Origin of the sequence: Thiomicrospira sp. R3 (assembly GCF_029581415.1) — a bacterium.
Lineage (GTDB): Bacteria > Pseudomonadota > Gammaproteobacteria > Thiomicrospirales > Thiomicrospiraceae > Thiomicrospira.
On record NZ_CP121121.1, the window covers coordinates 1,124,345 to 1,138,310 of the forward strand.

At 41.6% G+C, this 13,966-nt stretch carries 15 protein-coding genes and 2 pseudogenes; 6 read left to right on the forward strand and 11 right to left on the reverse strand.

Translation table 11 applies throughout. The features are described from left to right. Positions 1 to 47: 47 nt before the first annotated feature. A pseudogene (locus tag P8S55_RS05675) lies at positions 48 to 431 on the forward strand (IS3 family transposase); the annotation flags it as partial. Between the two features lie 60 nt (positions 432 to 491). Here the strand turns inward: P8S55_RS05675 and tnpA are convergent. Then, entirely contained in the window at positions 492 to 908 is a 417-nt protein-coding gene (tnpA, locus tag P8S55_RS05680) for an IS200/IS605 family transposase (protein ID WP_289223272.1), read from the reverse strand. Between the two features lie 30 nt (positions 909 to 938). Between tnpA and P8S55_RS05685 the strand changes: the two genes are divergently transcribed. The 3 genes and pseudogenes from P8S55_RS05685 to P8S55_RS05695 all read left to right on the forward strand — a co-directional run. Beyond that, positions 939 to 1,829 carry an RNA-guided endonuclease InsQ/TnpB family protein gene (locus tag P8S55_RS05685; RefSeq protein WP_289223273.1) on the forward strand — a complete coding sequence of 297 codons (891 nt, stop codon included), beginning with the start codon at positions 939 to 941 and terminating at the stop codon, positions 1,827 to 1,829. Next, positions 1,823 to 1,978 carry a zinc ribbon domain-containing protein gene (locus P8S55_RS05690; protein ID WP_289223274.1) on the forward strand — a complete coding sequence of 52 codons (156 nt, stop codon included), beginning with the start codon at positions 1,823 to 1,825 and terminating at the stop codon, positions 1,976 to 1,978. Before P8S55_RS05685 ends, P8S55_RS05690 begins: the two co-directional genes overlap by 7 nt. Before the next feature lie 134 nt (positions 1,979 to 2,112). Then, positions 2,113 to 2,565, forward strand: a pseudogene (locus P8S55_RS05695) (integrase core domain-containing protein); the annotation flags it as partial. A 61-nt stretch (positions 2,566 to 2,626) separates the two neighbouring features. Here P8S55_RS05695 and P8S55_RS05700 read toward each other — a convergent pair. Beyond that, positions 2,627 to 3,910: an ATP-binding protein gene (locus P8S55_RS05700; RefSeq protein WP_289223275.1), complete on the reverse strand. Its 1,284-nt coding sequence runs from the start codon at positions 3,908 to 3,910 to the stop codon at positions 2,627 to 2,629. A gap of 334 nt (positions 3,911 to 4,244) precedes the next feature. On the opposite strand from P8S55_RS05700, the gene P8S55_RS05705 reads away from it, so the two are divergent. After that, complete coding sequence (locus P8S55_RS05705) at positions 4,245 to 4,649, forward strand: hypothetical protein (RefSeq protein WP_289223276.1); 405 nt, start codon at positions 4,245 to 4,247, stop codon at positions 4,647 to 4,649. Next, a complete protein-coding gene (locus P8S55_RS05710) occupies positions 4,646 to 5,023 on the forward strand; it encodes an integrase core domain-containing protein (RefSeq protein ID WP_289223277.1) in 378 nt (125 codons plus the stop codon). The genes P8S55_RS05705 and P8S55_RS05710 overlap by 4 nt, the downstream gene beginning before the upstream one ends. A 491-nt stretch (positions 5,024 to 5,514) precedes the next feature. Here P8S55_RS05710 and P8S55_RS05715 read toward each other — a convergent pair whose 3' ends face one another. The 9 genes from P8S55_RS05715 to P8S55_RS05755 form a co-directional block, all read right to left on the reverse strand. Next, a complete protein-coding gene (locus P8S55_RS05715; protein WP_289223278.1) occupies positions 5,515 to 6,285 on the reverse strand; it encodes a hypothetical protein in 771 nt (256 codons plus the stop codon). 44 nt (positions 6,286 to 6,329) lie between these two features. Next, the gene (locus tag P8S55_RS05720; RefSeq protein WP_289223279.1) at positions 6,330 to 7,373 is read right to left on the reverse strand and encodes a hypothetical protein; all 1,044 of its coding nucleotides are present in this window, start codon (positions 7,371 to 7,373) and stop codon (positions 6,330 to 6,332) included. Positions 7,374 to 7,398: 25 nt separating this feature from the next. After that, on the reverse strand, positions 7,399 to 8,202 hold the full coding sequence (locus tag P8S55_RS05725) for a glycosyltransferase family 2 protein (RefSeq protein ID WP_289223280.1): 804 nt from the start codon (positions 8,200 to 8,202) through the stop codon (positions 7,399 to 7,401). A 9-nt stretch (positions 8,203 to 8,211) separates the two neighbouring features. Next, positions 8,212 to 8,568, reverse strand: a complete 357-nt coding sequence (locus tag P8S55_RS05730; RefSeq protein WP_289223281.1) for an EamA family transporter — start codon at positions 8,566 to 8,568, stop codon at positions 8,212 to 8,214. Next, positions 8,568 to 9,386 (reverse strand): sugar phosphate isomerase/epimerase family protein, encoded by an 819-nt coding sequence (locus P8S55_RS05735; RefSeq protein WP_289223282.1) that lies wholly within the window; start codon positions 9,384 to 9,386, stop codon positions 8,568 to 8,570. The genes P8S55_RS05730 and P8S55_RS05735 overlap by 1 nt, the downstream gene beginning before the upstream one ends. Beyond that, on the reverse strand, positions 9,386 to 10,168 hold the full coding sequence (locus tag P8S55_RS05740; protein WP_289223283.1) for an NAD-dependent epimerase/dehydratase family protein: 783 nt from the start codon (positions 10,166 to 10,168) through the stop codon (positions 9,386 to 9,388). Before P8S55_RS05740 ends, P8S55_RS05735 begins: the two co-directional genes overlap by 1 nt. Continuing rightward, the gene (locus P8S55_RS05745; RefSeq protein WP_289223284.1) at positions 10,161 to 11,438 is read right to left on the reverse strand and encodes a hypothetical protein; all 1,278 of its coding nucleotides are present in this window, start codon (positions 11,436 to 11,438) and stop codon (positions 10,161 to 10,163) included. The genes P8S55_RS05740 and P8S55_RS05745 overlap by 8 nt, the downstream gene beginning before the upstream one ends. A gap of 235 nt (positions 11,439 to 11,673) precedes the next feature. Then, positions 11,674 to 12,783 carry an FAD-dependent oxidoreductase gene (locus P8S55_RS05750; protein ID WP_289223285.1) on the reverse strand — a complete coding sequence of 370 codons (1,110 nt, stop codon included), beginning with the start codon at positions 12,781 to 12,783 and terminating at the stop codon, positions 11,674 to 11,676. Between the two features lie 3 nt (positions 12,784 to 12,786). Continuing rightward, the gene (locus tag P8S55_RS05755) at positions 12,787 to 13,788 is read right to left on the reverse strand and encodes a glycosyltransferase (RefSeq protein ID WP_289223286.1); all 1,002 of its coding nucleotides are present in this window, start codon (positions 13,786 to 13,788) and stop codon (positions 12,787 to 12,789) included. Between the last annotated feature and the right edge of the window lie 178 nt (positions 13,789 to 13,966).

Below are 13,966 nucleotides of genomic sequence, written 5' to 3' on the forward strand. Positions count from 1 at the left end.
TTTAAAGAACTGGTGCAATATATGTTGACACGTTCCGCACTCGAGGGAAAGTGGTAAAGCCATCTTTACGCAAAGAGATGGCGCAGAATGTTGTTGCAAACCGAGGAATCAGTATTCGCCTTGCATGCGATATTTTCGGCGTTAGCCAAACCTGCTACCGCCACCAACCCAAACTAGCGAATGAGAACGCCGTTATTGCTGACTGGTTATTGCGCTTGACCACGGCTAACAAAGGCTGGGGATTCGGCCTGTGCTTTGACTTCCTGCGCAATGTAAAACTGTTTGAGTGGAACCATAAGCGTGTCTATCGGATTTACCGAGAGTTAGAGCTCAACTTGCGAATTAAGCCCAAGCGCCGGATTAAACGCGATAAACCCGATGCACTCAGCGTACCGATGGCCATCAACCAGGTCTGGTCAATGGATTTTATCCAATAGCGCGTAAAACCCCGTCCTTTAGGTCGGGGATATAAGCGGAACAGCAAAGCCTGTTTAGTGTGGTCGTTGTTGTTGCTCAATATATTGCTTGATAATTGACAAGGGTGCACCACCACAACTCCCTGCAAAGTAGCTGGGGCTCCAAAGCATATTCCCCCAAAGTTTTTTCTGAATTTCGGGATGGTTTTTTTTGCGAATAAGGCGACTTGATACGCCTTTCAAGCTATTCACCAGGTTAGAAATTGCTACTTTAGGCGGGTAATTAATCAAAAGATGTACGTGGTCATGCTCGCCATTAAACTCCACTAATTCCGCTTCAAAATCCAAGCAGACTTTTTTAAAGATTTCTTCCAAATCATTTAACACCCTGTCACTAAACACATCTCTGCGGTATTTTGTGACAAATACCAAATGAGCGTGAAGATTAAAAACGCAGCTCCTGCCTGTTCTTATCTCGTCATTAACTTGCATAGACCAAATCCTTTTTGTATAATTATAACCATGAAGAAAACGATACGCAAAGCCTTTAAGTTCCGACTTAACCCAAATTCTGACCAAGTACAGAAGATGGTTGAGTTTGCCGGTGTAAACCGGTTTGTGTGGAATAAAGCGTTAGCGATGAATTTATTTCGGCTTGAGCATAAGCAACCGATACTCTGGTATAGCGAGATGGCGTTTTGGCTAACACTCTGGAAGCAGTCTGACGAATACGGTTTTTTAAAAACAGCTCACTCCCAAACCCTACAGCAAACACTCAAAAATCTCGAACGTGCGTTTAAAGATGGTTTTGATAAAACCCAGCCACTAAAACGCATTCCGGTATTCAAGAAAAAAGGCGCTTCTGACAGTTTTCGCTATCCGCAGGGATTTAAACTTGAGCAAGATACCAACCGTGTATTCTTGCCAAAAATTGGCTGGGTGAAATACCGCAATTCACGCCAAGTAATCGGTGAGCTTAAGAATGTGACGGTTTCCAGAAAAGGGAAGCATTGGTATGTGTCGATACAAACTGAATATAAAGCCGATATTCAGCGCCATCAATCAACATCCATCGTGGGTATTGATCTAGGCGTTAAACGCTTTGTCACCTTATCTGACGGCAACTGCATTGAACCGTTAAACAGTTTTAAACAGTGGGAAAAGAAGTTGGCTTTAGCACAGCGTAAGCTGGCACGAAAAGCTAAGTTCTCTGCCAACTGGAAAAAGCAGAAACAAAAAATAACTCGTGCGCATGAGCGCATTGCCAGTGCCCGATTAGACTTTTTACATAAATCTTCAACCGTGATTTGCAAAAACCACGCCATGGTCGTGGTTGAGGATTTAAAGGTAAAAAACATGTCGAAATCGGCCAAGGGCGATATAACCAGGCCTGGTTGGGTGGCGATGTGTTAAAGGTTAACCCCAAACACACCTCTCAAACCTGTCCGTGTTGTGCTCATGTAGCCAAAGAAAATCGTTTAACACAATCCAAGTTTGAGTGTGTTGAATGTGGCTACACTGAAAACGCCGATGTAGTCGGTGCTTTGAATGTGTTAGCCTGAGGGCATCGGGGGTTAGCCTGTGGAGTTGAATCGTTGGATTTGATGATGAAGCAGGAACCAGGGGGAAGGCGCGAGTCACACCCGCTCTTAACGGCCTAGCGCCGTTGGGAATCCCCGTCGTTCACGGCGGGGAGGATGTCAAGTCCGACGCTTTACAGGATGGTCGAGGCATCCGAACGTTTAACGTGATTGATGACTACAATCGTGAAGGCTTATGCATTGATGTGGACTTCTCAATGCCAAGCCAGCGGGTGATTCGTTCACTCGATCAGGTGATCGAATGGCGTGGTAAACCGGCGGCCATACGCTGTGATAATGGCCCTGAATATATCAGCCAAGTGTTGATTGACTGGGCAAATAAGAACCGCATTACCTTGCTGTATATCCAACCCGGTAAGCCGACACAAAATGCTTACGTTGAGCGATTTAACCGAACAGTGCGTCACGAATGGCTAGCACTGCATCTATTTGAAACAATTGAACAAGCCCAATACCTGGCAACAGAGTGGCTTTGGACATACAATAACGAACGACCAAACTCAGCCATTGGTCGAGTACCGCCGAGGTATTTATTGGACGCGGCTTAACCCTCTACTTTTAACTGCGCTTATAAATGGGGGATTACACTTATGGGAGTTTATATCCTCTCTAATTGTGCGTAAGCAACCATTTCCAAAGCGGTATAAAATATACAATTTTCTCGCCAACGCTCATTGAACCCTCGCGATCTTTAGTGATAAGCATGCTTGAGTCTATCCCCACATATTCCATACCCTCTACAAGCGAGTTGATCTCCCTTTCAAATGTCTCAGGATTACTTATATCCACACTCACGTTGATGAGTTGCTTTTTTCCTTCAATAACACAATAAAAATCAATCTCTTGGCGTTCTTTGACATAGTATATCTCTTTGGTTTTTGACCTTAGTGCCAAAAAAACAAGATTTTCATAAAGCTTGGAATAGTCAGGTGAAAAGGATGCGTCATAAACGGCTCTTAGCCCATTATCGATCGCATAGATTTTTTTTGGATTGCGCTGTTCCTCTCGAACCGAGCTTCTAAAAATAGGAATGCTAAATATCGCATATGCCTCTTCTAAATATCCGAAATAATCAAAGAGCGTCTCTTTGCCAAGTTTGAAGCCATTGGATTTAAAATCATTGTAGAGTTTCGTGATGCTCACTGAGGTCGCCATATTTACAAACGCGTATTTGATAAGATGTTTAATCAGCGCGATATTGGTAATCCCATAACGCTCGATGAGATCCTTATAGATGATGAGATTGACATAATCACTTAATATTCTTTTTTGAAGCGAACTCTCTTGATTTATCGTTTCAGCAAAGCCGCCACAAAGCAAATACTCCTCGAAACTATGCTTGATAAAGCTTAGGGATTTCGAAGAGTCAAGATTGACACTTATATCTTTAAAGCGCAAATACTCTTTAAAAGAGAAAGGAAATATCTCATAGGCGAGTGTGCGACCTCTTAGCGAAGTGGCTATTTCACTACTGAGAAGCTTCGAAGAGGAACCTGTGAGAACGATTTGGAGGTTGAGAGTGTCATAGATTCGACGAATGAAGATTTCCCATTGAGGAATATTTTGAACTTCATCAATAAAAAGATAAACTTTTTCGTCTCTTTTTTCTGGATAAAGCTCATAATAACCTTCGATGAGATCATCCAAATCACCCACTTGAGTTCCTAACAAACGGTCATCTTCGAAGTTGATATAGATGATATTTCTTGTATCAACGCTCACTCTAAGCTCTTCAATAATTTTATAAAGAATCGATGTCTTGCCGCAACGACGCACACCAATGAGAGTAACAATCTTGTCGCTATGAATTGGAACAGCAATGTCGCGTTTGATCGTAGGCCGTAATGTCCGTTCTTGAAAATCAATTATTATGCGACGGAATATTTCTCTCATATTTTTATCCTTTTAAAAAGGGACTATTATATATATTTTTGTACTTATTGTAAAGTATATAATATATAAAGATCAATATTTATATATTAGACCAATGCCAAACATTTTTGAATAATTGTCGTAGGCGAAATCTATTTTGGCAGTTTTATACTTAAGCAGGCTTTTGTTTTAGGCTTTTTCATAGCTTGAATTCAACTAATAATTGCAACACCCGCCCTTAAATTCCGCACCGTTAAGACCTCATAGGGTGATTTAAACCCCCTGTATGTCAAGATAGTGTTGAGCCAGTTGATTTTGAGATAACATATAAATCAGGGCGCATTAGGAGACTGTTATGCCAAAACCCGTTACCCACATTAATCCACAGATTCAGCCCGACCCTGAACTGGAAAAACGCACTCGCCGTGTGTTTAGCACCGAGTATAAGTTATCCATTCTGCAACAAGCCGATGCTTGTAAACATGGCGAGCTAGGGGTATTGTTGCGCCGTGAAAAGCTCTATTCTAATCAGTTGGCACAATGGCGTCGTGAGTTTGCCGAATCCGGCGTTAAAGGCTTAGCCAAATCCAAGCCCGGTCCTGCACCGTCTAAAACCCCAGATCAAAGGCGTATTGAGCAGTTAGAAAAGGAAAATGCCCGTCTACTCAAACAGATTGCGGTCAAAGACGGCTGCCTTTTACTCCAAAAAAAAGCCTTGGCACTGATCGAAGCATTCGAACACGAGAACTCGTCAGTATGATGATGACACAGCCCTTAGCGCCTTATGTGTCACAACGTGCGGCGGCTGATGCCTTGGCGCTGTGTCGCAATACGGTGCGCCGCCAAATGAGGGCGCATTGTTATCTTGACCTACTGGGTGAGTTGGCGATTACCGCCTCTCACAGTCGTCCCAGAGTGAGTAACGACAATCCCATGAGCGAGGCGCAGTTTAAAACGCTGAAGTATCAGCTGGACTATCCGCGCCGCTTCGATGGTTATGACCATGCCATGCGCTGGTGCCAAGACTATGTGAGTTGGTATAACCATCAACATCACCACAGCAGTCTGGCAGGCTTTACGCCTTATCAAGTGTTTAGCGGTGATTACAAGCAAATCGCAACAATACGCCAGTAGGCGTTAGACGAAGCGTTTGCAAAACATCCGCAACGCTTTAGCCAAGGTCGTCCCTTGGTCAAATTACCGCCAGCGGAGGTCTGTATTAACCCGATACCCCAGGAGGCTGATCAGAGTACCATTGAAACGGGTGTGAACTTCCCGACCCTGCCAAGGGTGAAGCAAAAAGCAATTTAATTTTTAAAGAACTGGTGCAATATATGTTGACACGTTCCGAGATCCTGAAACAAGTTCAGGATGACCTAACCTGATTAACTCGCTCCCACGCTGTGCGTGGTAGCGCTGTTGCTTGCGCAACAGATTCAAACTAGCAGGCCTGGTACTGCAGTGTTTTGGAAGTGCTGGCTTGCTTTTAGTCTTTCGTCAACTGATCGCGAAACACCTGTGTATTACGGGTTAGAGTTACATACTAGTTCAGTACCAATGTAACCATACCTTGCACTTTTAATTTAAAGATACCCTTCAATTTTATCTGTAGAGCCAATTAAACATTATTTGATCTTAAACTGAGATGGAAGGCCGACCTCTTCATAGCTGAGAATGTAACCCTCTACAAAAACATTAAGGTATTGACCATTTAGTTTGGTATCAATAATTTTTCTTTCAGAGCCATCTTTGAAGATGACAATTGCACCCACTTCAAACTTGGATAAATTGTTTGGTTTACTTGGCAAAAAGAAACCTGTCTGATTGCGAGAAATTCCTTTTTCCCAATCACTATCTGAAAGGAAAAAGAGTTCTAAATCAATCGACGCTTTAACAGGCTCTTGTTGCGGTTTAAATTTTGTAACGACACCTTCACCGTCAATTATTGAAATGCTGAGATATTTAGGTAAGTCTGGATAAACATTTTGAGCTTGAAGGTAAATACCTAAGCATTCACCTTTATTTAAATAAAGCCATGACTCAGATTTCCTCTCAAATATTCCTCTTTCAACCATCAAATTGGCATAACCCCTGACAGATATATTTGAAGCGAATTTTAAGCAGCTATATGTTTGTGGATAGGTTTCGGCTATTTGATTCTGGACGCGGTCAAACAAATCATAGTTTTGCGTATGTACAGATTGCCAACTACTATGTTTTTCAAGGTGTTGGTTATAGGACTCCAAACTATTGGAACTTGCGATAACAATAAATACACTGAATAGCGTGAATGCTGCTTTGTTCTTAATCAGGCTTAATGCCAAACCAATAGCGAGGACCAATGGCACTACAAACTTAAGACGATCAAATGAAAATTGCGTCGCGTGTTGAAGCATAATTAAATTTTCTAGCAATGGAAAAATTGCAAGAAAAAGCAAAATTAGAATAATTTGTCTGCTGTCTGCTGTCTGCTGTCTGCTGTCTGCTGTCTAAAATAATTCGTAGCCAAATAAAAAAGTGAAGCACAAAATATTAGTAAAAAATATCCATATGATTGTAAATAGCCTATAAAAAGGCCCGGAAAACTCCCTCTAGTCGTAGACCTTGCAAAAAACCTGCTCTGAAACGCTTCAATTGCGGGCCAAAATCCAACAGCAATCGCGTAATGTGCCACCATTAGGCAGCCCGCAACTGTAGTTAAGAAAGCAACTAACAATGCAAGCCTTTTAGGATTGGGAATAAGGGAACTTCTCACAAATGAGAGAGCCATAAGGACAAAGAACAGTCCAATATTAAAAATAAAACCAGTCCATTCAGTGTAAGGTCCCAAGAATAAAAGCACAATGAGTATCAAAGCCCAACTCTTTTTGCCATTATTTGTATCAGCCTTAAACCATCGCAACATCGCATATAACGTTGCTACAAAAATAAACTGATAAAAGCTGTGAACCCAGAATACTAGACCATGAGATACCAAAACCTCGTGCGAAAAAATAGCGGGGATAAGTGCAATTGTCGTCACCAATCCTGCTCTAGCATGGGAATAGTTTAAGAATCTTGTTAAAACCTCAAACATCATTGCTAACAAAATCAAAACTACTAGCACTCCAAGAATAGAATTTAGGTATGCAAGATTTTGAATATTGACATCTAAACCAGTTATCTCAAACCAAAGGTAAGGCAATATAAATCCAGGAGAGTTAAAACTCGTGTAAACATAGTCACCAGTTTCGGTAGGAACTGTAGCACCCCATGAAATAAACTTATCTTCGGTAAGGCCAAGACTCACTGATGGCAGCAAATAGTGATTTTCGATTGGACTATTTTTTAGAGCCTCAACTGTTAGAAGGACATGATATGGAGCCTCTAAATTTCTAACGCCAATACCGTCGTCTAAATCCCCTTTTAAAAACTGAGCGACTGATAATAAAAACAAAATTGATATGAGGCTGAGTAAAAAAATCTGACGTGACGTTAACTTCATGAAGCATCCAACTTTAGATGTAATATTAAGGGTTATACCCACCAAAACTCGCTTTGAATAAAACCTTCAAAACAGACCAGTTACCTTTGATGGCGCTGATTTTTGTTGGTACTTCACCTTTTGGGTAACGGCGAACGGTTGGCAACTCAATGCACTTATAGCCTAGTTTTGGCACACGATAAGAAAGGTACGCCAATAATTCATAAGTTGAGAAGACTTCTCTAAAGGGGGCAACTTTAGAATCAACTAACATTTTACGGCTATAGGCCCTGAAACCTTGTGTGGTGTCAGTCCACTTAAAGCCTGACGCAATACTTAATACCGGAGCGTGAATAAAGCGAATGGCAAAATCTCTTGATTTCGGTGTATTCTCAGCAACACCACCTGATATAAAGCGCGATGCTTGCACAAAATCCACACCATCTTTTAAAGCCTGAATAAAATCTGGAATTGGGTCTGGATCGTCTTTATCATTGCCATCAATCGTGACAATGCCTTTATATCCTTGTTCTAAAGCAAAAGCATAGGCGCAACGCAATTGTGCGCTGAGTTTGCCTGCTCCCGTTTTTAGGAGTAAACCACCAACTTGGTGTGCTTTTAGCCAATCAATGGCCAGTGAGCCATCTGTTGTTCCGCCATCTACAATAATGATGTCAGCTACTTCAGCAATATTAACCGCTTGCATTTTCCTAATTAGACTGCGAATACGCTCACCTTCGTTAATAACTGGAATAACGACACAATAGTCGCGTTTTTTACCTTGCCAAAGTTGGGTGCCGTAACTCGGCACCTGCCATGTGGCTTTTATTTTTTCAAAATCTTGTTCCATAATTGTCCTTTAGCTAACTCGTGCGGTAATTAATGCGACACCGATAATGACCAATAGAATACCAAGTGCCGTTGTCCAATAAACTGGTTCTTTAAACATCACCACTGAGAGCATCGCAACCATCGCTACAGCACCGGTTGTCAAAACCGGATGCGCAACATTAAGCGGAAACTTCGCCAGTGCAGCGGCATAGAGTAAAAATGCGGCACCGTATAAAAATAGACCTAACCAAAATGGCCAGTTTGTCAATGCAACCATCGGCTCCGCCATTGACGGAAACTTTCTTGGTTCTGTCACCGCCACTTTTATCAATACGCTCGCAAACGCATTTGCACACACACCTAAAATTAAAATGAGCCAATGCATTATGCTTTCCAATATGTTTGCGTTACAAAAGCTAAAGCACGTTCAATTGAAATCAGATGCAATTCATCTTGTGTGGCGACCATTTCAATGCTGATCAGTGGGTTTTCTGAATGCGCCTTAATAGCTCTAGCATAACTTTCATGATCCGCATTACTATCCCCAACAACCGCCAGGCCTGGTTCACTAATATGAATATGACCAATTTGATTTAAGGAATAGGCTAAAACATCTGAAATCGATTCTTTGTTAATCGTTATTGCGCCAGTATCTAGCTGCATTTTGATGGCAGGGTGATTGATCGCTGATACTACATCAAATGTTTCTTGCGCCGTGGTCATAAAGTTTGCGCCATAGCAGGTTGGGTTCGGCTCTAAACAAAATATAACACCATGCTCATTTGCGATATCACCCAGCCTAGAGAAAAAGTCTTTTGCAACACTAAGCGTTTGCTCATCGGACAAACCTTCACAGTCACGGTTTTTTGGGGAACCAAACACAAGACGTGTTGCACCTAAGCCTTTCGCAATTCGGGCAACCGCACTTAAATGATTCAACATGGCTTGTTGCGATTCTTTCGAACCAAAAACATTAAGACCCTGCGTGCCAAATAACAGCGATTGCATGCCAGTAATTTCAATTCCTTTTTCAGCCCAATAAGATTTAACATTGGCAATATCTTCAACGGTAGCTTTGGTAGGATTAGGGAAATATTTACCCGGGGCTATATCGATGGCATCAACTTGATATTTTGATAACAGTTCAGAGATTTGTTCGTCCTCACCCACATCCCAGGCGATATTGGATATAGCAATACGCATTAGCTTTCATCCTTGAGAGTTTTGGGTTCAGATTGAGCGTAAGCACGAACGGCTAGCAAGGTTTCTTTCTGCGAATACTGATAACCATTTTGTCCAGCAAACAAAGATGAATGAATCGAGCGCATATCATAACGTGCAGGAGAGTTTTCAAGCGTGTGCGTGAAATTTAAACCAAACCCTTTGCTGGCAACGTCGGCAACACTTATTGGCTCAGCCGTTAAATGCACCAACTTCAAATTATTGGCTAAAGCTGTTTGAATATCCAACCAAAGATTGACCATTGGATAAAACTGAAAAACGCCACGACTCTCAATCATGTTGAGGTTGTTGTCATTGAGAAAATCAAAAATGACGTTTTTGCGCAATCCTGGCCCAACCAGGCCTGGTAAGCGAACGATTATATAGTTTTCAAAGTGAGACTCAACAAATTTCTCCAGCAAGCGGCGGTGTAAACCGTAGGCATGCAATCCTTGCTCTTCAATTGGCGTGCCTTCATCAATATCAAGCGGTGATTTGAAAACATCAACCGTACTAATCAACACAAACGTCTTGCATTGCACCGTTTTCAAGTGTGCAATTAAGCCTTCAATTTTTTGCAAATCCGCTTCAGGCTCCTTATTTGCAAGCCACTTTTGTGCGGGCGCACCTGCGCACACGACCGTATCAAAAGACTGGCCCTCAATATCTTGGATATTGGTTGACCGATACAAGCTTTCAAACTGCGCTTGTTTTAATAAAGTTGAACCAACAAAACCGCTATAACCAATAAGTGCGTTATTCATTTTTACCCTCACAATTTACTTTTAGGAGCTGTACTTGATGCCCTTTAAATACTTCCGTATGTGCACACCTAAATTCCTTGAATTTTGCCTCTACATATTCACCACGCCAGGTTTGCCATTCAGGTACATTCTCTGAAAACAATGGCGCATGATGCGATACAACATAGTAGAACTCTGTATCTGGTAGTGCAGAAAAAATGTCATCAATTAAGGAGAAAGCTCTTTCTCTAGCACCTAGAGGATCTTTTGGTGTAGAAAAATTATCAGCAAAGCTAATGTAATGATGCTTATTTAAATTTTCATCCAACAATTGATAGTATTGCAATGTGGGCTGGGCGAGCGGAAATAAAACGATTTGGCTCTCTGGTAACTCGGCTAGTTTTTGGTAAAGTGCGTTATTTTCGGTTAACTCAGGTGACTGTCCGATTGTAGCCTTAAAAACCACATTTGCCGCTTGTAAGGCAATAATCCCGATAACTATTAAGCCTAGAATCCGTTTGGTGGCTGATGACTCTTGACTAAAATGGATGATCCCAAAGATCAACAACACAAAACTAAAAGGTGCCAACCAAATTAAATGACGAGAAGAGGCCAGCGGGTAAAAACCTGTTAGCTTGCCGAGTGAAACCAACAAGATAATTAAGATAAAAATCAAATTAAACTTGAAAAATAGTGATTTTCTATCTGCAACCAGGCCTGCTATTGTTGTAATCGCTACCGCTAGGGTTAAGGCTATGCCGTGGACGCCTGCACCTACGGTAATTAATGTCTTAATATCTCCGAAAAAACCTTTTGATAAATAGGCATCGTAGTTATTTATTTGGTAAATGGTGAGATGCTTCATGTGCAACAAGGTAAGTAGTGCAAACATGGCGGCTATGGCTAAGGACAACATTACGCTAGGCGTGAAAAATGCTTTGCGTTTTGCTAGTAACGCAGTAATGGTTAAATAGCCAATTAATACAAATGCCGGGATCAGCGTTGAAAAGCCAATGTAAGTGATCGCTGCTATAAACATTACCGTTATTGGAAAGCTTAATTTTTTGCTGTGGTTTAAATAAAACAAGGCAATCATTAAAAATGAAGTGGCGATTTCCAATGCGTAGTGCTTAATTTCTGTTATGTAAAATCCAAGACTAAATGCAAAGGCTAAGAACACAACTAATGGCAATAAAATACCAGTGCGTTCCTTGTAGAAAACATAGAATACAGGTGCTGAAATTAAGAGACTAAGGATTAGGGTGGCAAGTCGTATCGCTTCGATTTCCAATGAAATATAGTGCACTACAAAATGATGAAAAAATGAAACTAGCATTGGCTGTGCTTGGTCATAAAATTGTAAGGGTGCAAGGTAGGTTAGCCAATTTTCAGCTTCGACAATGCTTTTTAAAAGCGTGCCCTCATCAACCCAAATAGAGCGTGAAACTAGATGGCTAAAAACATAAACGATGGCAAGCACCACTGGCACGGCAAGATACTTTTGTAACCGCCCTTGGAACAACATATCAAACTTCATTATTTAACCTCTCCAAAACATCATAAATATTATCAATCTTACCGCCTAGTACCGAATATAGGCCTGGCAAGTCTGGGTATTCTTCAAATAAAATCGGGCGACCATCATCGGTTTCGTTTTTAACTAAGATGGTTTTTACTTCAAATAACGAATCTCGGTATTCTGCTTTAGCTACATCTGGAATATAACGCTGAACATCACGCACCATTCGATCTACTCGTGTTTGCTTTTCATACAACGCGAGTTTTTCATAAGGGTTAACCCCTTTTTCATCTAACCAATTAAAGTGCGGCGTATATCGAACATGAGAGAGCGTGTGTAACCCTCTAGCTGGAAAAGGCATCATTGAAAAGAAAGGGCCATCCATGACAGTAATGCCAATATTTTTTAGGTTATCGGGCATTTGCATTAATGCCATTTCAGTCACTTCATGTTTAAGTTTGGTGTGAGTGCCGATAAAATCTCCACCAAATTGATTCAAACCACTGTAGGTGCAGTTAAAAACCTTTTCAGCACTTATTTTCTGGATTGATTCTTTGTATCCATAACTGACCACCAGGCCTGGTTGCTTATTTGTAATTTCGGTAACACTTGCACTCAATAGCAGTTCAATACCAGCCAACTTCAGTTGTTCTTGCGCCCAAGCAGCCAGCACACTGGCATCAAAAGCATATTCTTCTACTAGAAAAGCCTGCTCGATCAGTCGGTTGTTAAACAAGTGCGAGTAATCTTCTGAAGGCTCAATCGTTGCTCCGATTTCTTTACAAAATCGGGTGAACTGTTTAGCCGTGACCTTAGAGTTGTTTCGGGCAATGGCATAGAGCTTGGTAAAGTCGGTTTTAACCGCGTCAGGCCAATCCGCAGCAAACCGTGGTAGATTGATACGGCTTCGATAGGCGGTTGTAAAGCTTCGGGGATAGTGATAACCGTTGTGTACACGCGCTTGATTGTGATAAGAGGCACGAGTAAGCAAGCCATTTTCCTTTTCCAGCAAAACAACTTGCCCCTTATTTTGCTGGGCAAGGTAAAGAGCAATATTGACGCCATAAAAGCCGCCGCCAATGACAACAGCGTAAGCCTTTGATTCAGACAAGGCCACTTGTTAAGATCCTTGCTTTTCGGTTGGCTTGATCTCTTCTAAGTTAAGCTTTTCAAGACGCGTCATTCTTGCGCTCGTGAACTCTTGACCTACATGGTACTGCGGCCCTTCATTAGAGCGGCTTGCCATGTGAAGGATGTACTCACCAAGCACCAGTAGTACCAGTGATATTAAGAAGAACATACCTGACATCTGCAACGACATACTGACCCAGCCTGGTGCGACGTTTTCTGCATACAGACCAATCAAGACAACGTAAAGTGAATAAATCAAGTTAGCACCGGCACCAAATAGCGACAAAACCGTAACTAGACGCATTGGTGCACGGGTGGTCGAAACCATCAGTCGAATGCCTTTCTCGATACTTTCTGATAGTTTTTTAGTTTGCCGTTCTTTAGGTTCGGATTTATATTCGATATAAGACTTTACAAACCCTGCACTTGCAGGAAGATGTCGATAGCTTATGGCTGGTAGGTTATGCTGAAGGATAAAGTTGATGACGCGCTTACTAAGAACACGATACTCTGGCGCTTCTTTGGCAAGGTTAATGCCATTAAACCGCTTGTACATGAAATTGAATAAACCATTTGCCATTCGATAACCAATGGTTTGCTTAGGCTTGAGTATATTACTAGCAAACACAACATCACTTCCCGAAACGGCTTTTTCAAGCATATCAGGCAGAACAGAAAAATCATCTTCAGCAGGGTTAAAAACGACAACAAAATCACCCAATGCATTTTCTAGCCCTACCCAAGCGGCGGTATCACGATTAACCTCTTTAGTCAGCGCATAGACTTGCAAATTTGGCAGACCATCAGGTGAAGTTAAACCTTTTAATACTTCGACACTATTATCCGACGATGCGTTATCAACCACGACCAGCTCATAATCACTGACAAATGATTTTAAAAAGTCTGTTGCTGATGCTAAAAACTGCTGAAGTGTGTCTTTATTATTTTGCACAGGTATGACAACTGAAACAAAAATTGGGTATTGCTTCATAGCAGGCTCCGATGCGATAAAAGCATATTTAGAGTGCAGATCACCGCCCAAGCTCGCAGGCCGTTAATGTCTTCGCGATAAGGCACAGGGGAAGGTAGGTGATTCATATTACTTAGGTCTTAAAAACAAAACCTGAAGTCTAACAAAAAAGATAACAAATTGTTACCTTTAGAACAAC

Excerpts from the sequence above, each read along its gene's own strand:
- tnpA (WP_289223272.1), bottom strand. The coding sequence starts at position 908 with ATGCAAGTTAATGACGAGATAAGAACAGGCAGGAGCTGCGTTTTTAAT.
- P8S55_RS05685 (WP_289223273.1), top strand. The coding sequence starts at position 939 with ATGAAGAAAACGATACGCAAAGCCTTTAAGTTCCGACTTAACCCAAAT.
- P8S55_RS05700 (WP_289223275.1), bottom strand. The coding sequence starts at position 3,910 with ATGAGAGAAATATTCCGTCGCATAATAATTGATTTTCAAGAACGGACA.
- P8S55_RS05705 (WP_289223276.1), top strand. The coding sequence starts at position 4,245 with ATGCCAAAACCCGTTACCCACATTAATCCACAGATTCAGCCCGACCCT.
- P8S55_RS05710 (WP_289223277.1), top strand. The coding sequence starts at position 4,646 with ATGATGATGACACAGCCCTTAGCGCCTTATGTGTCACAACGTGCGGCG.
- P8S55_RS05715 (WP_289223278.1), bottom strand. The coding sequence starts at position 6,285 with ATGCTTCAACACGCGACGCAATTTTCATTTGATCGTCTTAAGTTTGTA.
- P8S55_RS05720 (WP_289223279.1), bottom strand. The coding sequence starts at position 7,373 with ATGAAGTTAACGTCACGTCAGATTTTTTTACTCAGCCTCATATCAATT.
- P8S55_RS05725 (WP_289223280.1), bottom strand. The coding sequence starts at position 8,202 with ATGGAACAAGATTTTGAAAAAATAAAAGCCACATGGCAGGTGCCGAGT.
- P8S55_RS05730 (WP_289223281.1), bottom strand. The coding sequence starts at position 8,568 with ATGCATTGGCTCATTTTAATTTTAGGTGTGTGTGCAAATGCGTTTGCG.
- P8S55_RS05735 (WP_289223282.1), bottom strand. The coding sequence starts at position 9,386 with ATGCGTATTGCTATATCCAATATCGCCTGGGATGTGGGTGAGGACGAA.
- P8S55_RS05740 (WP_289223283.1), bottom strand. The coding sequence starts at position 10,168 with ATGAATAACGCACTTATTGGTTATAGCGGTTTTGTTGGTTCAACTTTA.
- P8S55_RS05755 (WP_289223286.1), bottom strand. The coding sequence starts at position 13,788 with ATGAAGCAATACCCAATTTTTGTTTCAGTTGTCATACCTGTGCAAAAT.